The sequence below is a fragment of the Pseudomonas sp. RW3S2 genome, from assembly GCF_014268955.1.
In the GTDB taxonomy this organism is placed as follows: Bacteria; Pseudomonadota; Gammaproteobacteria; order Pseudomonadales; family Pseudomonadaceae; genus Aquipseudomonas; species Aquipseudomonas wayambapalatensis.
In genome coordinates, this window is record NZ_JABWRM010000014.1 from 22,724 (window position 1) to 48,511 (window position 25,788).

A 25,788-nucleotide genomic window follows, 5' to 3' on the forward strand; every position below is an offset into this window, starting at 1 on the left:
CTGTGGGAGCGGGCTTGCCCGCGAATGAAGACGATGCGATCTATCAGTGCGTACGCGCGACCGCGAACTCGCTCAGCTCGACCAGCGCATCACGATATTCGCTCGCCGGCAGCACTTCCAGGCAGGCGATGGCACGGGCGACGTAGTCGCGGGCCATCTGTGCGGTGTAGTCGAGCGCGCCGGAGGCTTCGACGGCGATGCGGATCTGCTCGAGGTCTTCCAGGCCACCCTTCTGGATGGCCTGGCGCACCAGCGCCGCCTGCTCTGGCGTGCCTTCGCGCATGGTGTAGATCAGCGGCAGGGTAGGCTTGCCTTCGGCCAGGTCGTCGCCGACGTTCTTGCCCAGGGTTTCGGAGTCGCCCTTGTAGTCGAGCAGGTCATCGACCAGCTGGAAGGCCACGCCCAGGTGGTCGCCGAAGGTACGCAGGGCCTCGCGCTGTTCGTCGCTGGCGCCGGCCAGCGCCGCGGCGCTGTGGGTCGAGGCTTCGAAGAGCATGGCGGTCTTGCCGCGGATGACGTCCATGTACACCTCTTCGGTGGTGCTGGCATCGCGCACGCGCGACAGTTGCAGCACTTCACCCTCGGCGATCACCCGGGTGGCCTTGGAGAGGATCTGCATGACCGGCATCGAGCCCAGTTCGACCATCATCTCGAACGAGCGCGAATAGAGGAAGTCGCCGACCAGCACGCTCGGGGCGTTGCCCCACAGGGCGTTGGCGGTGGAGCGGCCGCGGCGCATGCCGGACATGTCGACCACATCGTCGTGCAGCAGGGTGGCGGTGTGCAGGAATTCGATGGTCGCGGCCAGCAGGCGCAGGTCGTCGCCTTCGCGGCCCAGGGCCTTGCCGCACAGCAGCACCAGCAATGGGCGCAGGCGTTTGCCACCAGCGGATGTGATATAGTCGCCGATCTTCGATACCAGCGGCACGCGCGAGGTCAGCTGCTTCTTGATGATCTCGTCGACGGCGCTGAAATCGTCAGCTACCGCGCGGTAGAAGGATTGGGGTTGCATCGGCTGCTCCATTGAGGTTGCGCGGCATGCTAGGTCGCGGGTCCCGGTGTGTCAAGGCGCGCTGCCTGCACCCTCGGGGCGGCACTTGCAAGGCTTTGCCGGGTTGCGTACAATCGCGCACCCTAACTTCCTGGGCAGCACCTGCCTTACGCAATTGCACCGGGCCGTTCCAGCCTTGTGCAGCCATGCCAGCCAATACTCATCATATAAAGCGCTGGGTGAGCAGGATTATCGGAGATTCAAAATGTCCTACGCAGTAATCGTTACCGGCGGCAAGCAGTACAAAGTCGCTGAAGGTGAATTCCTCAAGATCGAGAAACTGGAAGTCGCCACTGGCGAATCCGTGACTTTCGATCGCGTTCTGCTGGTTGCCAACGGTGAAGAAGTCACCATCGGTGCTCCAGTCGTCGCTGGCGCCAAAGTAGTGGCCGAAGTGGTTTCGCAAGGCCGCCACGACAAGGTTCGCATCATCAAGTTCCGTCGTCGTAAGCACCACATGAAGCGCATGGGCCACCGCCAGTGGTTCACCGAGATCAAAATCACCGGTATCCAGGCTTAATCCCCTAGGTCCCCTGAATTTATTTGGAGAATTGAACCATGGCTCACAAGAAGGCTGGTGGTAGTACTCGTAACGGTCGCGACTCAGAATCGAAACGCCTTGGCGTGAAGATGTATGGCGGCCAGGTTATCAAGCCGGGCAACATCATCGTCCGTCAGCGCGGCACCGAATTCCACGCTGGCTACGGCGTTGGCATGGGCAAGGATCACACCCTGTTCGCCAAAATCGACGGCGTGATCAAGTTCGAGAAGAAAGGCGAGTTCAACCGCCGTTACGTGAGCATCGTCGCCGCTTAATCGCGACGTCGCTCCAGAAGCCCCGTCATGCGACGGGGCTTTTTCGTTTGTGGTGAGCCTCTTGCAAAGCTGTTTGTCTGGGCTGCCGGCGTTGGTTTCTGATGGTACGGGGCCGCCGCGCTCATTTTTGCAAGAGCCTCAGGGTTTTCTGGTTTTCAGCTCGTCGTCCGACGAGAGGCGGTTTTGAATGAAGTTTGTTGACGAAGTATCGATCCGGGTAAAAGCCGGTGACGGCGGTAACGGTTGCATGAGCTTCCGTCGCGAAAAATTCATCGAGAACGGTGGTCCCAACGGCGGTGACGGTGGCGACGGCGGCTCGGTGTACATGGTGGCCGACGAGAACCTCAACACCCTGGTCGACTACCGCTACACCCGCCACCACGAGGCCCAGCGTGGCCAGAATGGCGGCAGCACCGACTGCACCGGCAAGAAGGGCGAGGACCTGTTCCTGCGCGTGCCGGTCGGCACCACGGTGATCGATGCCTCCACCCAGGAAGTCATCGGCGACCTGATCACCCCCGGTCAGAAACTGATGGTCGCCCAGGGCGGCTGGCACGGCCTGGGCAACACCCGCTTCAAGTCGAGCACCAACCGTGCGCCGCGCCAGACCACGCCAGGCAAGCCGGGCGAACAGCGCGACCTGAAGATGGAAATGAAAGTGCTGGCCGATGTCGGCCTGCTGGGCCTGCCGAACGCTGGCAAGAGCACCTTCATTCGCGCCGTCTCGGCCGCCAAGCCGAAGGTTGCCGACTACCCGTTCACCACCCTGGTGCCGAACCTGGGCGTGGTCAGCGTGGACCGCTGGAAGAGCTTCGTCATTGCCGACATTCCCGGCCTGATCGAGGGCGCCTCCGAAGGTGCCGGCCTGGGTATCCGCTTCCTCAAGCACCTGGCCCGTACCCGTGTGCTGTTGCACCTGGTCGACCTGGCGCCGCTGGACGAGAGCAGCCCGGCCGATGCCGCCGAAGTGATCATCAACGAGCTGGCGCAGTTCAGCCCGGCACTGGTCGATCGTGAGCGCTGGCTGGTGCTGAACAAGGCCGACATGGTGATGGAAGACGAGCGCGACGAGCGTGTGAAGGAAGTCGTCGATCGCCTGAACTGGGATGGCCCGGTCTACGTGATCTCGGCCATCTCCAAGCAGGGCACCGAGAAGCTCAGCCACGACCTGATGCGCTTCCTCGAAGACCGCGCCGACCGCCTGGCCAACGATCCGGCCTACGCCGCCGAGCTCAAGGACCTCGACCAGCGTATCGAAGACGAGGCCCGCGCCCAGCTGCAGGCCCTGGACGACGCCCGTACCCTGCGTCGTACCGGCGTCAAGAGCGTCCACGACATCGGCGACGATGACGACTGGGATGACTTCGAAGACGACGAGGACGGTCCGGAAATCATTTACGTGCGCGACTGACCGGTTGCAGTACACTGGACGCCGCTCTTCGAGCAGTGTGCCGTGATCAGGCTTGGGCGTTGAGCCCATCGCGGGACGAGCCCGCTCCCACAGGTCCGCTGCGATCCTTGTGGGAGCGGGCTTGTCCCGCGATGGCCTCAACCCCCTCTCACGGTACGCCGCTCAAATGAGCGGCGTTTTGGTATCTACAGATTCGACATAGGTTGGAAGAGAAGATGCGAAGCAAGGTGACGGGCGCCAAGCGCTGGGTCGTGAAGATCGGCAGTGCGCTGCTGACCGCCGATGGCAAGGGCCTCGACCGTGGTGCGATGGCAGTCTGGGTCGAGCAGATGGTCGCACTGCGTGAAGCGGGCGTGGAACTGGTACTGGTCTCCTCAGGGGCCGTGGCCGCAGGCATGAGCCAGCTGGGCTGGACCACGCGACCGAGTGCGATGAACGAGCTGCAGGCGGCCGCTTCGCTCGGCCAGATGCGCTTGGTGCAGGCCTGGGAGTCGAGCTTCGGCGAGCACGGCAAGCACACCGCGCAGATCCTCCTGACCCACGACGACCTTTCCGACCGCAAGCGTTACCTCAATGCCCGCAGCACCCTGCGTACCCTGGTCGACCTGGGCGTGGTGCCGGTGATCAACGAGAACGACACCGTGGTCACCGACGAGATCCGCTTCGGCGACAACGACACCCTCGCCGCGCTGGTGGCCAACCTGGTCGAGGCCGACCTGCTGGTGATCCTTACCGACCGCGACGGCATGTTCGACGCCGACCCGCGCAACAACCCCGAAGCCCAACTGATCTACGAAGCCCGCGCCGACGATCCGTCGCTCGACGCCGTGGCGGGCGGCACCGGTGGCGCCCTGGGGCGCGGTGGCATGCAGACCAAGCTGCGTGCTGCGCGCCTGGCCGCGCGCTCCGGTGCCCACACCATCATCATCGGTGGCCGTATCGAACGCGTGCTGGACCGCCTGAAGGCTGGCGAACGCCTGGGCACCTTGCTGTCGCCTGAGCGCGGCATGCTCGCTGCGCGCAAGCAGTGGCTGGCTGGCCACCTGCAGACCCGCGGCACCCTGGTGCTCGATGCCGGCGCTGTGAAGGCCCTGCGCGAATCGAACAAGAGCCTGTTGCCGGTCGGCGTGAAGACTGTGCAGGGCAGCTTCCGCCGTGGCGAGATGGTGGTCTGCGTCGGCCCCGATGGCCTGGAAGTGGCCCGTGGCCTGGCCAACTACAGCGCCCTGGAGGCGCAGAAGATCATCGGCCAGCCGTCGGACGCCATCGAAAGCCTGCTGGGCTACAGCGCCGAGCCTGAGCTGGTGCACCGCGACAACCTGGTTCTGGTCTGAAGGAGACGCCCGTGCTGAAAAGGATGTTTGCCGTGGCAGCGTTGATGCTGCCGATGCTGGCCGGTGCCGAGGAAATCGGCCAGGTGTCCACCGTGTTCAAGTTCCTTGGGCCCAACGATCGCATCGTGGTCGAAGCGTTCGACGACCCCAAGGTCGAGGGCGTGACCTGCTACCTGTCGCGGGCCAAGACCGGCGGCGTTAAGGGTGGGCTGGGGTTGGCGGAAGACCGCGCGGAGGCATCGATCGCTTGCCGTCAGGTCGGGCCGATCAACTTCAAGGGTGAGCTCAAGGATGGCGAGGAGGTGTTCAAGGAACGCACCTCGCTGGTGTTCAAGACCATGCAGGTGGTGCGTTTTCTCGACAAGAAGCGCAACACGCTGGTGTACCTGGTGTACAGCGACCGGATAGTCGAAGGTAGCCCGCAGAATGCGGTGACGGCGATTCCGATTCTGCCTTGGGCGCATGCCCAATAAACGACGCAGCTCCTCCCCCTGTGGGAGCGGGCTTGCCCCGCGATAGGGCCCGACCTGGCGGCGAGGTTGCCAAGTCGGGCCCTATCGCGGGGCAAGCCCGCTCCTACAGGAATGGGCCGCGGTTGCCTCAGGCCAGCTCTTCGGCCTGATCCTCACGCACGATTGCCTTCACTTCATCCCGCCGACTGATGTACTTCCAGTCCGCCTCGTCGATGTAGATCCCGTTCGGCCCACTGCCGCCTTCCAGGTCGATCGCCACGCGCGCCGACACCTGCGGCTTCACGCTCGCCAGAATCGGCACGAAGCCCAGCTGCTGGCTGGTCTCCAGCAATGCCGCCTGGTTGCGTTCGTCGATGTCCGCCGCTTCGTCGAGGTAGTAGGGCAGGCGAATGCGCCCGGCCAGGTCGCGGTCCATCAGGTGCAGCAACAGGTACATGTTGGTCAGCGCCTTGATGGTCATGGTGGTGCCGTTGGACGCGGCGCCGTCGATGTCGGCGTGGATCACCGGCTGGCTGTTGATCTTGGTGATCTCGAAGGCCAGCTCGAACAGGTCTTTCAGGCCCAGCTGGTTGTGGTTGGCCGCTACCAGCCGCGCCAGGTACTCCTTGGCCTCTTCGTTCTTGTGATCCTGCTCGGCGCTCTGCGTGAGATCGAACACCGACAGCGTTTCGCCTTCCTCGTACTGGCCGGCACTGTGGATGATCTGGTCGATGTGCTTGAGCGCTTCCTTGTTCGGCGCCAGCACCACGCGGAAGCTCTCCAGGTTGGACACCTGGCGCTTGTTGATCTCGCGGTTGAACAGCGCCAGCTGGTGCTCAAGGCTGTCGTAGTCACTGCGGATGTTGCGCAGGGTCCGGGCGATGTCGGTGACCGCCGCGCGGCGCGCCTTGGCCAGGGTGAGGGCTTCCTCGGTGCGGTGCGAGTAGGCGTTGATCAGCAGCATCAGGCGACGTTCCATGTCGTCTTCGCTGTCGAACTTGGCCACGCCTTTCAGGCGCACCTGGGCGTACAGCGCCTCGATCTGGTTATCGACGCGCTGCAGCGCCTGCCAGCTGTCCTGGTAGTCGTTGAGCAGCGGCAGCAGGTTGTCCATCGAGTCATCGACCGGCTCCATGAACGGCGTGCCGAACGGCAGGTCGGCCGGCAGCAGCTGGCGGCGGCGCAGGGCGTCGTCCAGGGTGCGCTGCTTGGCTTCCATGTCGGCGATCTGGCGGCCAACCAGTTGCAGCTTGGCCGACAACTGCTGGACGCGCTCGGTGAAGGCGTCACTGGAGCGCTTGAGCTCGTCCTGGGCAGCTTCGAACTGCGCCAGTTGCTCCATCTTCTCGGGCTCTTCGGCGCTCAGGGTCTCGGTGCGGCGGAAGTCTTCGAGGGCCTTCTGCGCATCCAGCACCTGCTGGTACAGCGCCTCGGTCTGGGCTTTGCTCGCGGCGCGGTCCAGGGCTACGGCCTGCTGGGTCTTGAGCTGCTTGAGCTCCTTTTCCAGGCGCTCTTTCTGGTCGCGCAGGGCCGCACGGTCGGCCAGGGCCTGCAGTGCGGGCGGCTCGATGTGCGACAGTTCGATGGACAGGCCCGGCACTTCGAAGCGCTCGCCCTTGAAGCTGTCGAGCACGCCTTCAAGCGTCTTGACCCACAGGTCGCTGTCGTCCAGCTCGATGCCCCGATCGCCCAGCGGCAGGCTGAACAGCGCGCCATTGAACAGGCGCATCAGGCGATCGACATCCTGCTGCGAGAACTCCTCGCGCAGGCGTGCGTAGCTGTTGTTGTCGGCGTGCTCGAGCTGTTGCTTGACCGCCTTGACGCGTTTTTCCAGGTCGCGCACGCGCTCGTCGAGGTCTTCGGCAGAGAACTGACGCGACTGCGCCAGGGCGCCGGCCAGTTCGTCGTGGGCGTCCTTGGCGGCGAGCAGTTGCTGCTCCAGTACCTTGACGTCATCGACCAGTGCGAAGCGGTGCTTGAGCACCGACAGCTCGCCGAGCCAGCGCTGGATGCCGGTGATTTCGCGCTCCAGGCGCATCAGCTCCTGGGTGCCGCCACGCTGGTCGTTCTGCAGGCCATCCTGCTCGGCGCGGTAGTGCTCGGCCTGGATCACCAGCTCTTCCTTGCGCGCTACGGCGTAGTCCTGCCAGGTGCCGAGCAGGCTGTCGAGCAGGGGGGAGAGACGGTGCAGCTTGCCACGCAGGATGTCGCGCTGGGCCACGCCGCCGGCAAGTGCCTCGACCAGCGGGCCGGCGGCGACCAGGGCGTTGTAGTCCTGTTCCATGCGGCGCACATCGCGGAAGGCTTCTTCACAAGCCGCAATGTAGTCGACGCTGCCCGAGCGCAGGCTGTGCTCGAAGGCATCCAGGAACAGCTGCTTGAGCTTGGCGGCAGTGATCTCGCGCATGTGCAGCAGGTTGATGAACAACGCGCGGAAGGTCTTCAGGCTCTGCTCGCTGGTCGAGCGCAGCGGGATCAGGGTGAGGTCCAGCGGCACCGAGGTGTGGCCGCCGACCAGCAGCCGGCGCAGTTCGTCCGGCTTGAGTTCGTAGGCCTTGAGGCCGTTGCGCTCGAGGTTGGTGAACAGCTCCTTCTGGCGCAGGCAGGTGTCGTCTTTCTGGTAGTGGGCCAGGTCCAGCTCGCCCTGATAGGCGAAGAACTGGTGGCCGAAGCCGCCGCCGGGGCCGCGACCGACCACGCCGATCACGTGCGGGCCGTGGGGCAGGTTCAGTTCGCAGAGGATGTAGCTGGTGTCGCTGGCGAAGTAGAAGCGCCGCGACTGCTCCAGGCTGTACTTGCCGAAGCTCATGTCCGACATGCGCGCCAGGATCGGGAATTGCAGGGCGTTGATCGACGCCGATTTACCCAGGTTGTTCGCGCCATAGACCGACAGCGGGTGTTCCAGCGGGAACAGGCCGAGGCTGTAGCCGGCGGTGTTGAGCAGTGCGAAGCGGCGAATGCCGTAGCGTTCCTGGCTCATGCGTCAATCTCCTGTTGCTCTTCGCGGATGGCCCGGGCCAGGGCGTCTTCTTCGCTCTCGTCGCCCTCGAAGGGGGTGAGGTCGAGCGGATCGTCGGTGCGGTTGAGTTGTTCCGGGGTTTCTTCCTCGACCAGCACCGGGACCGGCAGCGGCAGGTCGCTGTGCAGGGTGGCGGCCAGGTCGCGGTCCTGCTGGACCGACAGGCACACATCGAGGAAGCGGTGCATCGGGGGCAGGAAGCGGTAGATGCCGCCTTCTTCATGGGCGAAGCCCAGCTGGGTCATGCGGCGCAGGATCTTCTCTTCGAGCTCCTCGACCGTCTGCACTTCGGCTTGCAGGAACAGGTCGCGGTATTTTTCCAGCAGCGAGGGCAACTCGTCGCGGCCGATGCTGCCGCCGTCGAGCACGGCCATCGGGTCGCGGCCCTGGTCGGCCAGGTGTTCGACCAGGATGAAGGTGAACAGCGACAGGCGCTGGGCGGTCTTGTTGACCTGCGCGGCGGCCTGTTCGGGGACGAAGTAGTAGAAGCCGCGGGTGTCGCAGACCAGCTCGAAACCGAGCGCCTTGAACAGGGTGCGGTACTGGTCCTGGAAGTTCGACAGTTGCGCGTACAGTTCCGGGTCGCGGCGGCTGACGTGGAAACCCTTGAACAGCTCGCGGAAGATCGGCGCGAGCTGGGACAGTTCGGAAAGATCAAGATGCATTGGCTGGGCTCGCGGTGGATTCGGTGGCTGCCGGTTGTTGTTCGCGGCTGGATGTCAGGGCGAAGGAACGCAGGCTGACCAGGTGTTCGCGGGTGGTGTAGTCCTGGCGCTGCAGGCGCTCGCGGTTGAAGCGCTTTTCGCGAGAAAGGCGCGAGAACCAGTACAGCAACTCGTCGGTGGCACCTTCGGGTTCCTGCTCCAGCAGCCAGACCATCAGGTCGGGCAGTGGCAGGGCGTCCTCGCAGCGTTCGAGCATTTCCTTGACCGTACGCGGCGCGCGCGGCAGCGGGCCCTTGTGGGTCTTGTGCGCCTTGGGGAAGCGCGCAGGTTTGGGCTCGAAGCGGGCCAGGGCGTAGACATAGGCCTCGACCTGGCTGGCGCTGCCCAGGAAGGTGCTCTGCGGCCGGGTGAACATCGGCATGGCCGCTTGCGGCACGGCGTCGATGCCCTTCTTGCGGATCACCGACAGGGCCAGTGCCGCGCCGCGGGTGACGGCGTTGTGTCGGCGTGCTTCCTCACGCAGCGGCAGCAGCAGCTCGCGGGCGTGGCGCAGGGTGAGCTGGGCGCTGGTCTGCATCTCGAGGATACGCGCGTGGGTGCGCAGCAGCATGTCGTCGTCGACCAGGTGGCCCAGGCGTGCTTGCTCGCCTAACAGGCGCAGCAGCACGGTCTCGACCTTGCGTACGCCCTGTTCGAAGGCACCGTCGGCGTTGACCAGCTGGATCATCGGTTCGACGTATTCGTCCCAGGTCGCCAGGACCTCGGCGTAGCGCTGGCGCAGGGGGATCTGGCGGTTGCTGGTCTTGGCCCGTTCGGCCACGGCGACCAGCGCCTGTTCGTCGTTGTCGAGCTTCTTCAGGACATCGCGCACGCGCATGTCGAGCAGGCGCAACTGGCGGGCCAGGTCGTCGCTGTCGCGGTTGTCGAAGGCGTCCTGGATGTGTCCGGCCAGGCGCTCGAGGTGGCGCAGGTAGGCTTCGATCTCCAGGCACAGGCCAAGGCGGTGCTCGCGGCGCAGGTAGGCGAGGAAGTCGTGGATCTGCGCGTTGAGCTCGAAGCGGTTCGGGCTCTTGGCAACCGGGACCAGGATGTCCAGGCGAATCCACACGTCGAGCAGCTGGGTGATGTCCTGCGGCGTGCTCTCCACCTGCTGGCGGGCCAGTTGCTGACGCAGCTCGACCAGGCTCAGGGTGCCCTGGTCGAAGCGCTCGCACAGCGGCTCGATCAGGGCCCAGTGTTCGGCTAGGGCGCGCAGGACGCGCTTGGGTTCGATCATTGGCGGGTCGACTCTTGCCAAATAAAAGGGGCGATTGTACTGCATACGGGGGGGAGGATTTCACCCCTTGGTCCGGGATTTGCGTTGATCTGTGCCAGCCTCTTCGCGGGCAAGCCCGCTCCCACAGATACAGCGCCTGGCCCCGTGGGAGCGGGCTTGCCCGCGAAGAGGCCGACACAAGCAATAAATTTTTCCGCCAGCCTGTTGCGGCACGCCGCCGCCAACAGCGTTAGAATGCCCGACTGAACCAAACCCCCCGGATACCCGAGCCTTGCTGACCGAACCCCGCCGCCGCGCCTACCTTTCCGCCATGCAAGTGGTGCACTGGCTGCCGCGTGCCGAACTGCCGTTCGCCGCGCCTTCGCGCCCCGAGCTGCTGTTGCCGGTGGCGCCGGTCGAGGAGCTGGATGTCGAGGTGCAGCCGGTGCGCCAGGCGCCTGCGCAGGGCGAAGCCGCGTCGGTCCATGCCCGCTCCGGCGAGCGACCGAAAATCGAGATCCCGCGCCCCGGCAGCACGCCCAAGCCTGCTGCCAAGCCGGTCGAGCGCGAAGAGGAGGCGCCCAAGGCTGCCCGTCCGTCCCCGGTGCCGCCGCCGCGTTTCGCCCTGCAACTGCTGCGCGCCGGCACGTGCCTGTTGCTGGTGGAGCTTGCCACCGGTCAGCCGTTCCAGAGCCGCGACCCTTCTTACCTGTTGCTCAAGGACATGCTGCGCGCTGCGGGCCTGCCGGACGCGCCGCAGATCATCGGCGAGCCGGTGCGCTGGCCGCTGTTCGTACGCGGCAACATGGAGCAGGGGCCGGAGGCTGCGCGTGATTTCGTCCAGGGCTTCATCCAGGCCCGCCTCGAAGAGGCCCCCTGCACCTGCCTTTGGCTGATCGGCCTGCCAGCGGTGCGTTTTGCCGGCGACGCCGATGCCCAGGCCTACTACCAATCACTGAAGATCGACGGCCTGGGCGATGTCTGGGCATTGCCGGGTCTTGAACTGTTGATGGACGAACCGCAACGCAAGGCGGACGTCTGGAAAGCGATGCGCCAGCTGATGGCGCGCTGGAAGAGCGTTGAATGAGTGACTCGATCAGTTTCCGCCCGATGACCGAGGCGGATCTGGATAACGTGCTGAAGATCGAATATGCCGCCTTCAGCCACCCCTGGACCCGCGGGATCTTCCAGGATGCGCTCAAGTCCTACGAAGTGTGGCTGATGTTCGACGGCCAGCAGCAGGTAGGGCATGGCGTGATCAACGTGATCATCGACGAAGCGCACCTGCTCAACATCACGGTCAAGCCGGAGAACCAGGGGCGCGGCCTGGGCTTGCGGCTGCTCGAACACCTGATGGCGCGTGCCTACCAGCTCAATGGGCGCGAGTGTTTCCTGGAGGTGCGTGCCAGCAACCAGTCGGCCTATCGTTTGTACGAGCGCTACGGATTCAACGAGATCGGTCGGCGTCGCGATTACTACCCGGTCGCTGGCGGGCGTGAAGACGCCCTGGTGATGGCCTGCACCCTGTTCGAAGAGTAACCGCCTGCGCGGCTACCAGCCGAACAGCTCACAGGCGTTGCGCGTACTGGCCTCGGCCAGCGCCACGCACTCCACCCCCATGACCTCGGCCAGCGCTCGGGCAATATCGGGCAGATGCTCGGGGCTGTTGCGCGCGCCGGGGTGCATCACCGGCGGCATGTCTGGCGCGTCGGTCTCCAGTACCACGCTCTCCAGCGGCAAGCGCGGCAAGGTCTTGCGCAGGCGCAAGGCCTGCGGCCAGGTGGCGGCGCCACCCAGGCCCAGCTTGAAGCCGAGCTTGATGTATTCGCGGGCTTCTTCGTAGCTGCCGGCGAAGGCGTGGATGATGCCGGCGCGTGCGGGCTTGTAGCGCTTGAGCGTGGCGATCACCTGGGCGTGGCTGCGGCGTACGTGCAGCAGCGCAGGCAATTCGAAGTCGCAGGCCATCTGCAATTGCGCTTCGAACAAGGCCTGCTGGCGGTCCTTGTCGAGCTCGGGCAGGTAATAGTCCAGGCCGAACTCGCCGACCGCACACAGGCGTGGATCGCCGTGCAGGCGTTCTAGCCACGCGCGCAGTTGCGCCAGGTGTTCGGGCCGGTGCTGCTCGAGGTACACCGGGTGCAGGCCGAGGGCGGCTGGCAGGCGTGCATCGCTGCAAGCCAGGTCCCAGACCCGCTGCCAGTTGCCCTGATCCACCCCCAGTACCACCATGCGCTCGACCCCCAGCGCCGCTGCGTTGGCCAGCAGGCGCTCGCGGTCGGCGTCGAAGTCGGGGAAGTCCAGGTGGGTATGGGTGTCGATCAGGCGCATGTTCAGGCCGAAATGCGCTGCTTGAAGGTTCGCGCCACGGCATGTACGCCTGGGGCGTAGGTCTTCTGCTCGATGGCGGCCAGGGCCAGCTCCAGTGCGGTGGCGGCGATCTGACCGTGCTGCTGGGCCATGGCGTTGACCGGCAGCGGCAGGAAGTCGAGCAACTGGTTGTCGCCGAAGGTGCCCAGTTGCAGCCCACGTGGCCCGCTGGCACGGGCTTGCAGGGCGTCGAACACGCCTTGCAGCAATACGTAGGAGGTCGTCACCAGGGCATCGGGCAGGTCGCCGAGCTCGTCGATCAGCGTTTCCATCAGGCGCTGGCCACAGGCGCGGCTGAAGGCGTCGCCTTCGTAGCGGCGAACTTCGCCATCAAAACCTTGCAGGGCCTCGTCGAACCCCCCGGCGCGGGCCTGGCTGACCGACAGCTCCGGACGCGCACCGATCAAGGCGATGCTGCGAGGCTTGCTGCCCAGCAGGCTTTCGGTGAGTTGGCGGCTGGCATCGCGGTCGTCGCTGATCACCGAGCAGAAGTGCGCGGGGTCGAGGCGGCGGTCGATGGCAATCACTGGCAGGCCCTTGCTCTGCATTTCGCGATAACTGTCATCTTCCGGCGGCAGGCAACTGGCGACGAACAACGCATCGCAGCGGCGAGCGCGGAACAACTGCTGCAGCTGGCGTTCGCTTTCGGGCTGGTCATCACTGCTGGCGATCAGCAACTGGTAGCCACGGGCTCGCGCGCCCTGTTCGAGCTGCTTGGCGATGCGTGCGTAGCTGGGGTTTTCCAGGTCCGGGAGGATGAAGCCGAGGGTGCGTGTGTGCCGACTGCGCAGGCCGGCAGCCTGGGGGTTGGGCGTGAAGTCGTGGGCATCGACCACGGCGCGCACCCGCTCGACGGTGGCGCTGCTGATGCGCTGCTGTTCGGCCTTGCCGTTGATGACGTAGCTGGCAGTGGTCACGGAAACACCGGCCAGACGTGCGATATCGCTGAGTTTCACCGCATTTTCCTTGTTATTACCGGGGCAGCCTGGGGCGCCTGATCGGTTAGTCTTACTCAGAATTGTGTCCAAGTGCAGGCGACCATTGTCGCAATTGTTCCGACAAACTGGGGCTTTTTCCTACGCAGATTATCGAGTAACGTGGCCGCCTGGTCAGATTAAACGTTTCAGCATCCGATTGAACGGGAACTGCCCCTGAGCCCGCGGGTGAAAAAACGCGTTGAATCCCACAACAATAACCTCAGTCCCGAGCGACGGGTACTGCAAAAGGAGAAGGTCATGCTCGAGCTCGCGAGAGAGCAGATAGCCATGGGGCAGGTTGCCAGCGATAAAGCAGCGGCACTGCGCCTGCTGGCCGATCGGCTGGTCAGCGATGGCCTGGTCGCCGAGGGTTACCTCCAGGGCCTTGAGGCTCGCGAGGCGCAGGGCTCCACGTTCCTTGGCCAAGGCATCGCCATTCCCCACGGTACCCCGCAGACCCGCGACCTGGTGTACGCCACCGGTGTTCGCCTGTTGCAGTTTCCCGAGGGGGTGGACTGGGGCGATGGGCAAATCGTCTACCTGGCGATCGGCATCGCCGCGCGCTCTGACGAACACCTGCGCCTGCTGCAACTGCTGACGCGTGCCCTCGGTGAAACCGACCTGGCCGAGGCGCTGCGCCGCGCCAGCTCTGCCGATGCACTGCTCAAGCTGTTGCAGGGGGCGCCGCGTGAACTGGCGCTGGATGCACAGCTGATCGGTCTGAACCTGCCCGCCGAAGACTTCGCTGAACTGGCCTGGCGCGGTGCGCGCCTGCTGCAGCGTGGCGGCTGTGTAGACAGCGGTTTCGCAGCGCTGTTGCAGCAGGCCGAGCCACTGCCGTTGGGGGAGGGGTTGTGGTGGTTGCACAGCGAGCGCGATGTGCTGCAGCCTGGCCTGGCGTTCGTGACGCCGCAGCAGCCCCTGCGTCATCGTGACCAGCCGTTGAACGGCCTGTTCTGCCTGGCCAGCCTTGGCGCTGCGCACCAGGCCTTGCTCGAGCGCCTGTGTCAGGTGCTGATCGAAGGGCGCGGGCAGACCCTCTACCAGGCCACCAGCAGCCGCGATGTGCTGCAGGTGCTGGGCGGCGAGGCGCCGCCAGATTGGCCCAGCGTGCGCGTGATACTGGCCAACCCCCATGGCCTGCATGCCCGCCCGGCGAAGGTGCTGGCGCAACTGGCCAAGGGCTTCGAGGGTGAGATCCGCATCCGCCTGACCGACAGCGGCCATCCCGGCGTATCGGTGAAAAGCCTGAGCCGCCTGCTGTCACTAGGGGCTCGGCGTGGGCAGGAACTGGAGCTGATCGCCGAGCCGGGGATCGCCAGTGATGCCCTGCCGGTGTTGCTGGAGGCCATCGAACAGGGCCTGGGCGAGGACGTCGAACCGTTGCCGGCGCATGCCCTGCCGGTCGCCGAGGTGGTGGGCGAAACCTTGCAAGCGCCGCTGCCCGGTAGCCAGGTCCAGGGCGTCGGTGCAGCGCCAGGCATCGCCAGCGGGCCGGCCCATGTACGGATTGAGCGCCAGATCGATTATCCGCTGCGCGGCGAATCCTGCGCCCAGGAACGTGCCAGGCTGCGTGCTGCCCTGGCAGCGGTCAACGCCGAGCTGCAGACACTGGTGCAACGCAGCGACAAGGCCATCGGTGAGATCTTCATCACACACCAGGAGATGCTCGCCGACCCGGCACTGGGCGATGAGGTGGACCTGCGCCTGGCCCAGGGCGAAAGCGCCGCAGCGGCGTGGATGGCGGTGATCGAGGCGGCCGCAAGCCAACAGGAGGCGCTGCGCGATGCGTTGCTCGCCGAACGTGCCGCCGACCTGCGCGACATTGGCCGAAGGGTGCTGGCGCAGCTGTGTGGCGTCGCGGAGCAGGCCGAGCCGCAACAGCCTTATGTGCTGGTGATGGCTGAAGTCGGGCCGTCCGATGTGGCGCGTCTCGACCCGGCGCGGGTTGCTGGCATCGTGACCGCGCAAGGCGGGGCCACCGCGCACAGCGCCATCGTTGCCCGCGCTTTGGGCATTCCGGCGGTGGTCGGTGCCGGGGCGGCGATCCTGCTGGTGGAGGCGGGTACGCCGCTGTTGCTCGACGGGCAACGGGGCAAGGTCAGCGTTGCGCCGCCTGCCGATGAGCTGCAGCGTGCGTTGGCCGAACGCGATCAGCGTGAGCAGCGTCTGCAGGCCGCCTGGGGCAAACGCCATGAGCCGGCCGTGACCCGCGATGGCCATGCCGTCGAAGTCTTCGCCAACATCGGTGACAGCAGTGGCATCGACAAGGTGGTGGAGCTTGGCGCCGAAGGCGTCGGCCTGTTGCGCACCGAACTGATCTTCATGGCTCATCCGCAACTGCCGGATGTGGCCACCCAGGAAGCCGAGTATCGCCGCGTGCTCGATGGCCTGCAGGGGCGCCCGTTGGTGGTGCGCACCCTCGATGTGGGCGGTGACAAGCCCTTGCCCTACTGGCCGATCGCCGATGAAGACAACCCCTTCCTCGGCGTGCGTGGCGTGCGCCTGACCCTGCAGCGTCCGCAGGTCATGGAGGACCAGTTGCGCGCCTTGCTGCGCGCGGCCGACGACCGGCCACTGCGGATCATGTTCCCGATGGTCGGCCAGATGCACGAGTGGCGCGCGGCCAAAGCCATGGTCGAGCGGCTGCGTGAGGAGATCCCGGTCAATGACCTGCAGGTGGGGATCATGGTCGAGGTGCCGTCGGCTGCGCTGCTGGCCCCGCAACTGGCCCGGGAGGTGGACTTCTTCAGCATCGGCACCAACGACCTGACCCAGTACGCCTTGGCCATCGACCGCGGCCATCCGAGCCTGTCGGCCCAGGCCGATGGTCTGCACCCGGCGGTGCTGCAACTGATCGACATGACCGTGCGCGCCGCCCATGCCGAAGGCAAGTGGGTGGGCGTGTGCGGTGAACTGGCGGCCGACCCGCAGGCAGTGCCGGTGCTGCTGGGGCTGGCGGTGGACGAACTGAGCGTCGCGGCGCGCAGCGTCGCCGAAGTCAAGGCCCTGGTGCGCCAGGCCGATTACCCGACGGCCCGTGCCCTGGCGCGCGAGGCCCTGCAACAGGACAGCGCCGAGGCGGTACGGGCGCTGGTGGAGCGTTATTGAAATGGCCAAGATTCTTACCCTGACCCTCAACCCTGCGATCGACCTCACGGTAACCCTCGAGCGCCTGCACGCCGGTGAGGTCAATCGCACCCATGACCAGCGCAGCCACGCCGCCGGCAAGGGCCTGAACGTTGCCCAGGTGCTGGCTGACCTTGGGCATCAGGTGACGGTCAGCGGCTTTCTGGGGCGCGACAACCTGCAGCCTTTCGAAGCGTTGATTGCCCGCCGCGGCTTCGACGACGGTTTCGTTCGCGTGTCGGGCGAAACCCGCACCAACATCAAGCTGGTCGAGGCCGATGGCCGGGTCACCGATGTCAATGGCCAGGGCCCGCAGGTCGACGACGCGGCCCAGGCCGAGCTGCTCGAGTACCTGGCACAGCGGGCAGCCGGGCATGACGTGGTGGTGGTGGCAGGCAGCTTGCCGCGTGGCGTCAGCACGCAGTGGTTCTGCCAGTTGCTGGGGCAGTTGGCCGCACAGGGCCTGAAGGTGGCGTTGGACACCAGCGGCGAAGCCTTGCGCGCCGGTCTGCAAAGCACACCCTGGTTGGTCAAGCCCAATACCGATGAGCTGGGCGAGCTTTTCGGCATCACCGTGCAGGCTTTTTCCGAGCAGCGCGATGCCGCCCGGCGTCTGCTCGACAGCGGCGTCACTCACGTGGTGGTGTCCCAGGGCGAGCACGGGGTGAACTGGTTCGCCGCTGACCTGGCACTGCATGCCCAGCCGCCCAAGGTGCGCATCGCCAGTACCGTGGGCGCGGGCGACTCGCTGGTGGCGGGCATGGTTCATGGCCTGCTGCAGGCCGAGAGCGCCGGGCAGACCTTGCGCCGCGCCACGGCCATCGCTGCCCAGGCGGTGACCCAGGTGGGCTTCGGCATCGACGACCGCGAACAGCTGTCGCGCCTGGAGGCTGCCGTGCAACTGACAGAACAACAACAAGAGGCTCGCCGATGAACATTGCGATCGTCACCGCCTGCCCGAATGGCCAGGTGTCGAGTGTATTGAGTGCACGCTTGCTGGCCGCCGCGGCCCAACGCCGGGGCTGGAGTACCAGTGTCGAGGTGTGGGATGCCGAGCACCCCGAGCGGCGCCTGAGCCCTGCGCAGATCGCCGAGGCCGACTGGGTGCTGGTGGTCAGCACGGGTTCGGTGGACCTGAGTCGCTTCGTCGGCAAGCCGGTGTACCAGAGCACCCCGGCCCAGGCGCTGGCTGATCGCGAAGGTTTCCTCGATGAAGCGGCGGCCAACGTCAAGGTGCTCGAAGCGAGCGGCGCCGAGGTGCCAAGCCGCAGCGCTGCACCCCGTATCGTGGCGGTCACCGCCTGCCCGACCGGTGTGGCCCATACCTTCATGGCGGCCGAAGCCTTGCAGCAGGCTGCCCGGGAGCTGGGCTACGGTTTCAGTGTCGAGACCCAGGGCTCGGTGGGCGCACGCAACCCGCTGACGGCCGACGCCATTGCCGAGGCGGACGTGGTGCTGCTGGCAGCCGACATCGAGGTGCCGGCTGCACGCTTTGCGGGCAAGCGCATCTACCGATGCGGCACCGGCATCGCCCTCAAGCAGGCGCGGGCGACCCTCGACAAGGCGCTGGCCGACGCCAAGCTGGAAAGCGCCGAGGGCGCAGCCGAGACGCCCGCGAAAAGTGAAAAGGCCGGTGTCTACAAACACCTGTTGACCGGCGTGTCGTTCATGCTGCCGATGGTGGTGGCAGGTGGGCTGCTGATCGCCCTGTCGTTCGTCTTCGGCATCGAGGCGTTCAAGGAGCCGGGCACCTTGCCTGCGGCCTTGATGCAGATCGGTGGCGAGGCGGCGTTCAAGCTGATGGTGCCGATGCTGGCGGGCTATATCGCCTGGTCCATCGCCGACCGCCCGGGCCTGGCCCCAGGGATGATCGGTGGCCTGCTGGCCAGCACCCTGGGGGCGGGTTTCATTGGCGGTATCGTCGCGGGCTTTCTTGCTGGCTACAGCGCCAAGGCCATCAGCCGCTGGGCGCGTCTGCCCACCAGCCTCGAAGCGCTCAAGCCGATCCTGATCATCCCGCTGTTGGCCAGCCTGTTCACCGGGTTGGTGATGATCTACGTGGTCGGTCATCCGGTGGCGGCGATGCTCGAGGGACTGACGCGTTTTCTCGACAGCATGGGAACCACCAATGCGATCCTGCTCGGATTGCTGCTGGGTGGGATGATGTGCGTCGACCTCGGCGGGCCGATCAACAAGGCGGCCTATGCGTTCTCGGTAGGCTTGCTGGCCTCGTCGAGCTACGCGCCGATGGCGGCGACCATGGCCGCTGGAATGGTGCCGCCGATCGGCCTGGGAATCGCTACCTTTTTGGCCCGGCGCAAGTTTGCCCAGAGTGAGCGCGAGGCGGGCAAGGCGGCATTGGTGCTGGGGCTTTGCTTCATCTCCGAGGGCGCGATTCCCTTCGCGGCGAAGGACCCATTGCGGGTGATTCCGGCGAGCATCGCCGGCGGTGCGCTGACGGGGGCGCTGTCGATGTACTTTGGCTGCAAGCTGATGGCGCCGCACGGTGGGCTGTTCGTGTTGCTGATCCCCAACGCGATCAATCATGCGCTGCTGTACCTGCTGGCGATCCTGGCCGGGAGCCTGGTGACGGCGGTGGTGTACGCGCTGATCAAGAAGGGGGAGCGGGTGGAGATGGTGGTGGCGCCGGCCAAGTGATCGGCTGGAGGCACTGGAGGATGCTTCGCAGGCTTGCCCGCGAAGCATCCAGCACTGATCTCAACGCTTGTGCCGCAATGGCACCAGCAACTCGCCCAGGCCGTTGTGATCGATCTCATGCATCAACGCCAGCAACCCGCCCAGCTCGCCGGGCGGAAAGCCCTTGCGCGCGAACCATGCCAGGTAGTCGCCCGGCAGGTCGGCGATGATCCGGCCCTGGTATTTGCCGAAGGGCATGGTCCGTGTGACCAGCAGTTGCAAGGATTCGGGTTTCATTCGGTGAACCTGGTGCGCTGAAAGCGCCGACCATACAGCAATTGCTGTGCGTAGCCACCCTGCAATCTGCACGAGCACGCAAGCGGCGATCATGCAGAACACCGTTTCACTGTCGTCGCGACTATTAAATAAGTAACTGATTTGTAAGCTTTTTATTTTATGTTCAGGCTTGGCATGAAGACTGCTCCAGTCATAGGGACTATCACCTGCCAAGGAGTTACGCCATGAGCAACCCCAACAAAGATGTGATCGACGTGCTCAACGACCTGATCGAGTACAGCAAGGACGGCGAAAAGGGTTTCAAGGAGTCGGCCGATGACGTCAAGAATCCTGAGCTGAAGACCTTCTTCGTCCAGCGAGCGACGGCGTGTAACCAGGCCGCTGCCGAACTTCAGGCTGAAGTACGTCATCTTGGTGGCGATCCCGAAACCTCGACCAGCTTGAGCGGTGATATTCACCGTGGCTGGGTCAACCTCAAGTCGATGGTAACCGGCAAGGATGAAGAAGCGGTGCTCAACGAAGTGGAGCGGGGCGAAGACCATGCCCTGAAGGCCTACAAGGAAGCCCGAGAAAAGCTCGTTAAGCTCAATAACCCCAGCGCGCAGAATGCGCTGACCTTGGTCGATCGCCAACTGCAAGGCGTACAGCGCAATCACGACCAGGTGAAAGCACTGCGTGACACTGCTCGCGCCCGCTCCTAAGCAACAGGCGTGACAGGTCCTTCTACCCGGTTACGGCCCCCCGCCTTGGCCCGGTAAAGGGCTTCATCCGCGGCACCCAGCACTTCTGTAAGGTCGTGTTGGGTGCCGGGTTCGTAAAGGCCGATGCCAATGCTGACCGTGATTGGCCGCTCATCGGCACCGAATCGCGGCATCGCTTCGACACTCAGGCGAATGCGCTCGGCCAGCAGCAACGCACCGGCCAGTTCGGTTTCCGGCAGCACCACCTGAAATTCTTCGCCACCGTAGCGCGCTGCCAGATCGGCCGGCCTGCGGATGCAGCGATTGATGGTGCGCGCCACCTCACGCAGGGCATGGTCGCCGCCAGCGTGGCCGTGACGCTGGTTGAACGCCTTGAAGTGATCCACATCCACCATCAGTACCGCCAGCGCCGTGCGGTTGCGTTGCGCGCGCGCCCATTCCTGACGCAGGACCTGATCGAGGCGACGTCGGTTTGCCAGCCCCGTGAGGCTGTCGGTGGCTGCCAGCGTGGCCAGGCCCTGCTCGGCATCGTGGCGCCGACGCAGTTCGCGCCCCAGCAGCACGGTCAGCCAGAGTATGCCCAGGCACAGCACCCCCGTGGCCAGGCCGACGATCAGCGCCGTGCGCCGCCAGGCCTGGAAGACTTCGGAAGACGAGTGCGCCACCAGCACGATCAGCGGCAGTTCGCCCACGCGCGCGAACGTGTACATGCGCCGCTCGTCGAACAGGTTCGAGTGTGCGCTGAAACTGCCGCTGCGCGCCTTGAGAATGCGCTGGAAAATAGGGTACTGGCTGAAGTCGCTGCCGATCGGTAGGTCTTGTGGCCGGCTCGGTTGTCGAGCGAGTAACTGGCCGCTGGTGTTGAGCAGGTTGATGCTGCTGTGCTCGCCGATATCCAGGCGCTGGAACAGTTCGCTGAAATAGGACAGGCGCAGGGCGCCGGTCGCCAGGCCTGCGAACTCACCATTGGGGCCGGGAATGCGCCGGCTGAAACTGATGCACCAATCGAGATCGCCCAGCTGTGCCTTGAACGGTGGACCGACCAGCAGACCGAGGTTGGCATTGGCCTGGTGGGCCTTGAACACCCTCGTGCTGGCGAAGTTGGCCTGGCGTGGAATGATGCTGGTGGAGTCGCCCACCACGTCGCCCTGGGCGTCGAGCCACAGCACATCGCCGCGGCTGCGGTCGACGAAGGCCTGGTTGAACAGCAGGCGTTGGCGCAGCGGGCCGGGGACTTCCGGCAGCTCGCGGCGCCCGACTGCCCAGATCAGGCCCTTGAGCGACTGGTCGTAGAGTTCGGCGTTGCGCAGGATGTCACTTTCGATGAGCTGGACGATGTTGTTCGAGGCGCGGATGGAGGACTGTTCGACACTGTCCCGTTCGCGGCCGAGCAGATAGCTGACGATACCTACAATCGCGAGCACGGCGAGGCAACTGCCCAGGTTGAGGATCAGCTCGGGGTGAGGCCTGGGGAGGATGGGGCGCGGGGATCGAGTGTGCAACATCAGGCTCGCTACTGCATAGGCCCCTCTTTCCGTGAGGGTAGGGCTATAAAGCGGCGGCAATATTCTAGGGAAGTGGCAATTGTCGGACAAGATTAGTCCGTCGGAAATGCATCAGGGGCTTCGCGGGACAAGCCCGCCCCTACAGGGCTGTAGGAGCGGGCTCGTCCCGCGATCACCGGCAACGCCGGTGCCATCCGCTGAGAGAGGGCCGATCAGAACACGTTCAGCGGATAGTCGACGATCACACGCAGCTCGTCGTTATCGTTATCCACGGCCGAGTACCCCTGGCTGCCACGGTGGCTGGCATAGCGCAGCAGCACCGACAGGTCCTTGAACTGGCCTTCCTGGAACACGTACTTCACGTCCAGGTCGCGTTCCCAGTGGCGCGCATCCTTGCCGTCCTCGCTGTACCAGTGGCCATAGCCAACGCTGTTCGGATCAGCCTTGGTGAGGTCCAGCTTGCCGCGCGAATACGACAGCGACGAGGTCAGCCCGGCGATGCCGAGCCCTGCGAAGTCATAGTCGTATTGCAGCTTCCACGAGCGCTCGTTGGGGCCGTTGAAGTCCGAGTACATGCGCGAGTTGTCGAGGTAGATGCTGTCGCCCAGGTTGATGTAGTCGAACGGCGTATTGCCGTTGACCCGCTGGTAGGCGGCAGTGACGCTGTGATGACCGGCCGCCACGGTGAAGTGCAGGCTGTAGGTGTTGTTGTCGATCTTGCCCAGTTTCGACTGGCCAGTGTCCTGGGTGTGGTAGAAGTGCACGCCCGGGTTGAGGCTGACCAGGTCATTGACCACATAGGTGTAGTCGAAGTCGGCGTAGTACTGGTTCCAGATGTCTTTCAGTTCGGCGGCGTAGAGGTTGGCGGTGATGTTCTCGGTGCCGTTCCACGCGGCGCCAGCCCACGACAGGTGCTTGCTGCGCTGGTCGTCGGTCTGCTGGCTATAGTAGGAGGTGTCGATGCGGCGGTGGCCGCTCTGGTTGTAGGGCTTGGTGAAGCTCACCTGGCCGCCTTCGAGCAGCAACCCGTCGACGCTGGTGTTGGTCAGCGCCACGCCACGGAAGGTCTGCGGCAGCATGCGCGTCTCGCCACCGGCGATCACTGGGTTGGTGAGGAACAGGTCACCGGCCTTCAGTTCTGTGTCGAAGCCCTTGAGCTTGATTGCGGCGCCCGCGGTGGAGAATGAATGCGGCGCGGCGCCCAGTTCGTCTTCGTTCTTCTGGTGGGTCGGCAGGATGCTGGTGCCAGCGTGGCCGCCACCGCCATCGAGCTTCAGGCCCAGCATGGCGTGGGCATCGACACCGAAACCGATCACACCGGGCGTGTAGCCCGACTCGAAGCGGGCGACGGCGCCCTGGCCCCACTCGCGATTGTCGCGCACACCCTGGTTGAGTTGGTTGCGGTTGAAGTAGGCGTTGCGAAAGTGCAGGTTCAGCGATGAACCCTCGATGAAGCCATCAGCCTTGTCGTCGTCCGCCTGGGCGGCGTGGGGAATCGTTGCGGCCAATGCAACGAACAGTGGCGTGAAACGGAAAGCGAAGGACACGAGTAAATGCTCCTTTGGTCTAGCGGTGGGGCAGTTTCTAATTGTCGGAATTGCAGTTTCTTGTGAGGGACGTTACAAACCGGCTGATAAATAAAGCGCATAAAAAAAGCCGCTGATGCGCAGCGGCTTTAAAAGGCTAACATATCGACACAGGCACTGCCCATGGCGTAGCCGGGGGAAAGCAGGACGTGTTCCGGCTGCCGATCAGCTGTCGGCATTGACATCGTTCGAGACTTTGGAAGCTGTCTGTTGCGCGTCTTTCGTGGCGCCTTGGTGCTGCGCGGCATAGGCATCCTGCGACTGTTGCAGGGTGGCGGCAATCTCTGCGTTACGGGCGACGAAGGCCGGCGATTCCTCAGCCATGGCCAGGGGCGACAACAACAGGGACGACAGGACGAAGACGCTGGCAATACCCATACTGTTGGACATTTGAAACAACCTTCTTGCGTGGCAAGTGTGAGTGAAGACAGGGCTAAGTTAGTCCTGAACAGGCACTTGAAACAGTACCGCAGAGGATAATCACTCTTGCGCAAAAAGTAAGAATTGCTGCGTGGATCTTCAGACTTTTACCCTAAACCCGCGTAGTTGAGCGCTCGGCAGGTTGATGCCGAAAGTATTGGCGCCCTCTTCGCTGCGTACAAAGACGCTGCCGCCATGCATCAGCGCAATGGCCTTGACGATCGCCAAGCCCAACCCATGGTTACCACCGCCGCTGTTGCTGCGCGCTGCATCGACCCGATAGAAACGCTCGAACAGCAACGGCAGGTGGGCCTCGTCGATAGCCGGCCCGGGGTTGCTCACGGCGATGCTGACCCGCTCCTGATCGACATCGATCCGTACCTGGATCACTTGCCCGGGCGCAGTGTGCTGTACCGCGTTGTTCAGCAGGTTGATAAGCGCGCGGCGCAGTTGTGCCTTTTCGATTGGGGCCTGGGCATCGCCGCTGACCTCGACGCTGACGCGCGCGTCTTCGAGGATGTAGTCGAGGTAGTCCAGAGTGGTCGCCACTTCCTCGGCCAGTGACGCCTGGGTCAGCGCGGTGGCCTTGCTGCCCTGGTCGGCGCTGGCCAGGAACAGCATGTCGTTGATGATGCTGCGCAACCGCTCGAGCTCCTCCAGATTCGATTGCAGCACTTCGAAGTAGTGCTCGGCGCTGCGCCCGCGGGTCAGGGCCACTTGGGTCTGGCCGATCAGGTTGGTCAGCGGCGAGCGCAGTTCGTGGGCAACGTCGGCGTTGAAGGCTTCGAGCCGCGAATAGGCCTGGCTGACCCGGTCGAGCGCGGCGTTGAAGGCCTTGGCAAACTGCGCCAGCTCCGGCGGCAGGTCCTGGGTGCGCAGGCGGCCGTCCAGGCGTGGCGGGGCCAGCGCCTGGGCTTCTGCCGACAGCGCCAGTAGCGGGCGCAGGCCGATGCGTGCGACCCAGTAGGCGAGCAGCGAGGCCAGCAACACACCGAGCACGGCCAGGCCGACAATGGCCACCAGCAGGCTGTGCTGGGCCTGCCAGAAGGTTTGTGTGTCGATACCGATCATGAAGCGTACCGCCGGCCGTTCACCCAGGGCCGGCAGTTGGCTGACCAGGATCTTGAACGGATAGGGGTTGTCGGCCAGGCGCAGGTCGCGCATGCCTTCCGGGCCCTGGGCGAAGCGGCGCAACTGCTCGTTGGGGTGGCCGTACTCGAAGCGCGGATCATCGCTGACCACCCAGAAGCGGATGCGCCGGTCTTCTTCGGCCAGCAGGTTGAGTTTGTTGTGGATCTTCGCCCAGTGTTCCAGGGTGCCGAAGCGGTTGAGGGTGGACTCCAGCACGCTGAAGCGCGCATCCAGCTCGGCCGCCGGCAGCAGGTCGAGGCTGCGGTCGACCTGGCGGTACAACGCGCTGCCGATCAGCACGAACACCGCCAGCGCCACTAGCGTGAACAGCAGCGACAGGCGCAGGGCCAGGGAGTTAGCCCGCACGGTTTTCCAGGACATAGCCCATGCCTCGGATGGTGTGCAGCAGCTTGTTGTCGAACGGCCCGTCGAGCTTGGCGCGCAAGCGCTTGATCGCGACCTCGACAACGTTGGCGTCGCTGTCGAAATTGATGTCCCAGACCAGCTCGGCGATGGCGGTCTTGGACAGGATCTCGCCCTGGCGCCGGGCCAGCACGCTGAGCAGCGAGAACTCCTTGGCGGTCAGCTCCAGACGCTGGCCCGCGCGGCTGGCCTTGCGTGCCATCAGGTCGATCCACAGGTCGGCGACCTGGATCTGCAGCGGCTCATGGCTGATGCTGCGACGGGTCAGGGCCTGCAGGCGGGCGACCAGTTCGAGGAAGGAGAACGGCTTGCCCAGGTAGTCGTCGGCACCTTCGCGCAAGCCATGGATGCGGTCCTCGACGCGCTCGCGGGCGGTGAGCATGATCACCGGGGTCTGCTTGCGTGCACGCAGGGCGCGCAGCACGCCGTAGCCATCCAGGCCCGGGAGCATGACGTCGAGCACGATCACCGCATAGTCGCCCTCGAGCGCCAGGTGCAGGCCATCGATGCCATCACGGGCCAGATCGACAGTGAAGCCCTGCTCGGTCAGGCCGCGATGCAGGTAGTCGGCGGTTTTTTCTTCGTCTTCGACGATCAGCACACGCATGAGTT

At 64.9% G+C, this 25,788-nt stretch carries 23 protein-coding genes; 11 read left to right on the plus strand and 12 right to left on the minus strand.

Features of this window, described 5'->3' with window-relative positions:
- Positions 1-43: 43 nt before the first annotated feature.
- On the minus strand, positions 44-1,012 hold the full coding sequence (locus tag HU748_RS19200; RefSeq protein WP_065864077.1) for a polyprenyl synthetase family protein: 969 nt from the start codon (positions 1,010-1,012) through the stop codon (positions 44-46).
- 244 nt (positions 1,013-1,256) lie between these two features.
- On the opposite strand from HU748_RS19200, the gene rplU reads away from it, so the two are divergent.
- The 5 genes from rplU to HU748_RS19225 all read left to right on the plus strand — a co-directional run bounded on the left by rplU (position 1,257) and on the right by HU748_RS19225 (position 5,085).
- Positions 1,257-1,571: a 50S ribosomal protein L21 gene (gene rplU, locus HU748_RS19205; RefSeq protein ID WP_003247466.1), complete on the plus strand. Its 315-nt coding sequence runs from the start codon at positions 1,257-1,259 to the stop codon at positions 1,569-1,571.
- A 38-nt stretch (positions 1,572-1,609) separates the two neighbouring features.
- A complete protein-coding gene (gene rpmA, locus HU748_RS19210) occupies positions 1,610-1,867 on the plus strand; it encodes a 50S ribosomal protein L27 (protein WP_029614211.1) in 258 nt (85 codons plus the stop codon).
- Between the two features lie 187 nt (positions 1,868-2,054).
- The gene (cgtA, locus tag HU748_RS19215; RefSeq protein ID WP_186668347.1) at positions 2,055-3,278 is read left to right on the plus strand and encodes an Obg family GTPase CgtA; all 1,224 of its coding nucleotides are present in this window, start codon (positions 2,055-2,057) and stop codon (positions 3,276-3,278) included.
- 215 nt (positions 3,279-3,493) lie between these two features.
- A complete protein-coding gene (gene proB / locus HU748_RS19220; RefSeq protein ID WP_054892485.1) occupies positions 3,494-4,612 on the plus strand; it encodes a glutamate 5-kinase in 1,119 nt (372 codons plus the stop codon).
- Positions 4,613-4,635: 23 nt separating this feature from the next.
- Positions 4,636-5,085 (plus strand): CreA family protein, encoded by a 450-nt coding sequence (locus tag HU748_RS19225; RefSeq protein ID WP_186668416.1) that lies wholly within the window; start codon positions 4,636-4,638, stop codon positions 5,083-5,085.
- Between the two features lie 127 nt (positions 5,086-5,212).
- Here HU748_RS19225 and mksF read toward each other — a convergent pair whose 3' ends face one another.
- The 3 genes from mksF to mksB are packed head-to-tail and all read right to left on the minus strand — an operon-like array spanning position 5,213 to position 10,024.
- A complete protein-coding gene (gene mksF, locus HU748_RS19230; protein WP_186721517.1) occupies positions 5,213-8,044 on the minus strand; it encodes an Mks condensin complex protein MksF in 2,832 nt (943 codons plus the stop codon).
- Positions 8,041-8,748, minus strand: coding sequence for an Mks condensin complex protein MksE (mksE, locus tag HU748_RS19235; RefSeq protein ID WP_186708123.1), 708 nt, complete (start codon positions 8,746-8,748; stop codon positions 8,041-8,043). The genes mksF and mksE overlap by 4 nt, the downstream gene beginning before the upstream one ends.
- Positions 8,738-10,024, minus strand: coding sequence for an Mks condensin complex protein MksB (gene mksB, locus HU748_RS19240; RefSeq protein WP_186721518.1), 1,287 nt, complete (start codon positions 10,022-10,024; stop codon positions 8,738-8,740). Before mksB ends, mksE begins: the two co-directional genes overlap by 11 nt.
- 271 nt (positions 10,025-10,295) lie before the next feature.
- Here mksB and HU748_RS19245 point away from each other — a divergent pair, with 271 nt between their 5' ends.
- Both HU748_RS19245 and rimI read left to right on the plus strand, forming a co-directional pair.
- Complete coding sequence (locus HU748_RS19245) at positions 10,296-11,090, plus strand: energy transducer TonB (protein WP_186668345.1); 795 nt, start codon at positions 10,296-10,298, stop codon at positions 11,088-11,090.
- Positions 11,087-11,542 (plus strand): ribosomal protein S18-alanine N-acetyltransferase, encoded by a 456-nt coding sequence (gene rimI, locus HU748_RS19250; protein ID WP_186668343.1) that lies wholly within the window; start codon positions 11,087-11,089, stop codon positions 11,540-11,542. The genes HU748_RS19245 and rimI overlap by 4 nt, the downstream gene beginning before the upstream one ends.
- A gap of 12 nt (positions 11,543-11,554) precedes the next feature.
- Here the strand turns inward: rimI and HU748_RS19255 are convergent, their stop codons facing one another.
- Both HU748_RS19255 and cra read right to left on the minus strand, forming a co-directional pair.
- Complete coding sequence (locus HU748_RS19255) at positions 11,555-12,331, minus strand: TatD family hydrolase (protein ID WP_186721519.1); 777 nt, start codon at positions 12,329-12,331, stop codon at positions 11,555-11,557.
- 2 nt (positions 12,332-12,333) lie between these two features.
- A complete protein-coding gene (cra, locus tag HU748_RS19260; protein ID WP_186668339.1) occupies positions 12,334-13,326 on the minus strand; it encodes a catabolite repressor/activator in 993 nt (330 codons plus the stop codon).
- Positions 13,327-13,605: 279 nt separating this feature from the next.
- Between cra and ptsP the strand changes: the two genes are divergently transcribed.
- Genes ptsP through HU748_RS19275 form a run of 3 tightly spaced genes read left to right on the plus strand, consistent with a single transcriptional unit; the run spans position 13,606 to position 19,134 of the window.
- A complete protein-coding gene (ptsP, locus tag HU748_RS19265) occupies positions 13,606-16,458 on the plus strand; it encodes a phosphoenolpyruvate--protein phosphotransferase (RefSeq protein WP_186721521.1) in 2,853 nt (950 codons plus the stop codon).
- A 1-nt stretch (position 16,459) separates the two neighbouring features.
- Positions 16,460-17,410 (plus strand): 1-phosphofructokinase, encoded by a 951-nt coding sequence (gene pfkB / locus HU748_RS19270; protein ID WP_186668335.1) that lies wholly within the window; start codon positions 16,460-16,462, stop codon positions 17,408-17,410.
- Positions 17,407-19,134, plus strand: coding sequence for a PTS fructose-like transporter subunit IIB (locus HU748_RS19275; protein ID WP_186721523.1), 1,728 nt, complete (start codon positions 17,407-17,409; stop codon positions 19,132-19,134). Before pfkB ends, HU748_RS19275 begins: the two co-directional genes overlap by 4 nt.
- 60 nt (positions 19,135-19,194) lie before the next feature.
- Here HU748_RS19275 and HU748_RS19280 read toward each other — a convergent pair whose 3' ends face one another.
- On the minus strand, positions 19,195-19,410 hold the full coding sequence (locus HU748_RS19280) for a DUF3820 family protein (RefSeq protein WP_054892498.1): 216 nt from the start codon (positions 19,408-19,410) through the stop codon (positions 19,195-19,197).
- A gap of 224 nt (positions 19,411-19,634) precedes the next feature.
- Between HU748_RS19280 and HU748_RS19285 the strand changes: the two genes are divergently transcribed.
- Positions 19,635-20,111, plus strand: coding sequence for a PA2169 family four-helix-bundle protein (locus HU748_RS19285; protein ID WP_186721525.1), 477 nt, complete (start codon positions 19,635-19,637; stop codon positions 20,109-20,111).
- On the opposite strand, the gene HU748_RS19290 is transcribed toward HU748_RS19285, so the two are convergent.
- From HU748_RS19290 to HU748_RS19310, 5 genes are all read right to left on the minus strand, one after another.
- Positions 20,108-21,613 (minus strand): sensor domain-containing diguanylate cyclase, encoded by a 1,506-nt coding sequence (locus HU748_RS19290; protein WP_186721527.1) that lies wholly within the window; start codon positions 21,611-21,613, stop codon positions 20,108-20,110. The genes HU748_RS19285 and HU748_RS19290 overlap by 4 nt on opposite strands.
- Before the next feature lie 215 nt (positions 21,614-21,828).
- The gene (locus tag HU748_RS19295) at positions 21,829-23,163 is read right to left on the minus strand and encodes an OprD family outer membrane porin (RefSeq protein WP_186721529.1); all 1,335 of its coding nucleotides are present in this window, start codon (positions 23,161-23,163) and stop codon (positions 21,829-21,831) included.
- A 204-nt stretch (positions 23,164-23,367) separates the two neighbouring features.
- The gene (locus HU748_RS19300; protein ID WP_186668326.1) at positions 23,368-23,592 is read right to left on the minus strand and encodes a hypothetical protein; all 225 of its coding nucleotides are present in this window, start codon (positions 23,590-23,592) and stop codon (positions 23,368-23,370) included.
- Between the two features lie 129 nt (positions 23,593-23,721).
- Positions 23,722-25,134, minus strand: coding sequence for a heavy metal sensor histidine kinase (locus tag HU748_RS19305; protein ID WP_186721531.1), 1,413 nt, complete (start codon positions 25,132-25,134; stop codon positions 23,722-23,724).
- Positions 25,109-25,783, minus strand: coding sequence for a heavy metal response regulator transcription factor (locus HU748_RS19310; RefSeq protein WP_151924405.1), 675 nt, complete (start codon positions 25,781-25,783; stop codon positions 25,109-25,111). The genes HU748_RS19305 and HU748_RS19310 overlap by 26 nt, the downstream gene beginning before the upstream one ends.
- Between the last annotated feature and the right edge of the window lie 5 nt (positions 25,784-25,788).

What these genes read in the sequence shown, in the direction of transcription:
- rpmA (WP_029614211.1), top strand. Translation starts at nt 1,610, where the DNA reads ATGGCTCACAAGAAGGCTGGTGGTAGTACTCGTAACGGTCGCGACTCA.
- HU748_RS19200 (WP_065864077.1), bottom strand. Translation starts at nt 1,012, where the DNA reads ATGCAACCCCAATCCTTCTACCGCGCGGTAGCTGACGATTTCAGCGCC.
- HU748_RS19225 (WP_186668416.1), top strand. Translation starts at nt 4,636, where the DNA reads ATGTTTGCCGTGGCAGCGTTGATGCTGCCGATGCTGGCCGGTGCCGAG.
- mksB (WP_186721518.1), bottom strand. Translation starts at nt 10,024, where the DNA reads ATGATCGAACCCAAGCGCGTCCTGCGCGCCCTAGCCGAACACTGGGCC.
- rplU (WP_003247466.1), top strand. Translation starts at nt 1,257, where the DNA reads ATGTCCTACGCAGTAATCGTTACCGGCGGCAAGCAGTACAAAGTCGCT.
- ptsP (WP_186721521.1), top strand. Translation starts at nt 13,606, where the DNA reads ATGCTCGAGCTCGCGAGAGAGCAGATAGCCATGGGGCAGGTTGCCAGC.
- proB (WP_054892485.1), top strand. Translation starts at nt 3,494, where the DNA reads ATGCGAAGCAAGGTGACGGGCGCCAAGCGCTGGGTCGTGAAGATCGGC.
- mksF (WP_186721517.1), bottom strand. Translation starts at nt 8,044, where the DNA reads ATGAGCCAGGAACGCTACGGCATTCGCCGCTTCGCACTGCTCAACACC.
- HU748_RS19300 (WP_186668326.1), bottom strand. Translation starts at nt 23,592, where the DNA reads ATGTCCAACAGTATGGGTATTGCCAGCGTCTTCGTCCTGTCGTCCCTG.
- HU748_RS19305 (WP_186721531.1), bottom strand. Translation starts at nt 25,134, where the DNA reads ATGTCCTGGAAAACCGTGCGGGCTAACTCCCTGGCCCTGCGCCTGTCG.
- HU748_RS19310 (WP_151924405.1), bottom strand. Translation starts at nt 25,783, where the DNA reads ATGCGTGTGCTGATCGTCGAAGACGAAGAAAAAACCGCCGACTACCTG.
- pfkB (WP_186668335.1), top strand. Translation starts at nt 16,460, where the DNA reads ATGGCCAAGATTCTTACCCTGACCCTCAACCCTGCGATCGACCTCACG.
- HU748_RS19275 (WP_186721523.1), top strand. Translation starts at nt 17,407, where the DNA reads ATGAACATTGCGATCGTCACCGCCTGCCCGAATGGCCAGGTGTCGAGT.
- HU748_RS19285 (WP_186721525.1), top strand. Translation starts at nt 19,635, where the DNA reads ATGAGCAACCCCAACAAAGATGTGATCGACGTGCTCAACGACCTGATC.
- cgtA (WP_186668347.1), top strand. Translation starts at nt 2,055, where the DNA reads ATGAAGTTTGTTGACGAAGTATCGATCCGGGTAAAAGCCGGTGACGGC.
- HU748_RS19255 (WP_186721519.1), bottom strand. Translation starts at nt 12,331, where the DNA reads ATGCGCCTGATCGACACCCATACCCACCTGGACTTCCCCGACTTCGAC.
- mksE (WP_186708123.1), bottom strand. Translation starts at nt 8,748, where the DNA reads ATGCATCTTGATCTTTCCGAACTGTCCCAGCTCGCGCCGATCTTCCGC.
- HU748_RS19280 (WP_054892498.1), bottom strand. Translation starts at nt 19,410, where the DNA reads ATGAAACCCGAATCCTTGCAACTGCTGGTCACACGGACCATGCCCTTC.
- rimI (WP_186668343.1), top strand. Translation starts at nt 11,087, where the DNA reads ATGAGTGACTCGATCAGTTTCCGCCCGATGACCGAGGCGGATCTGGAT.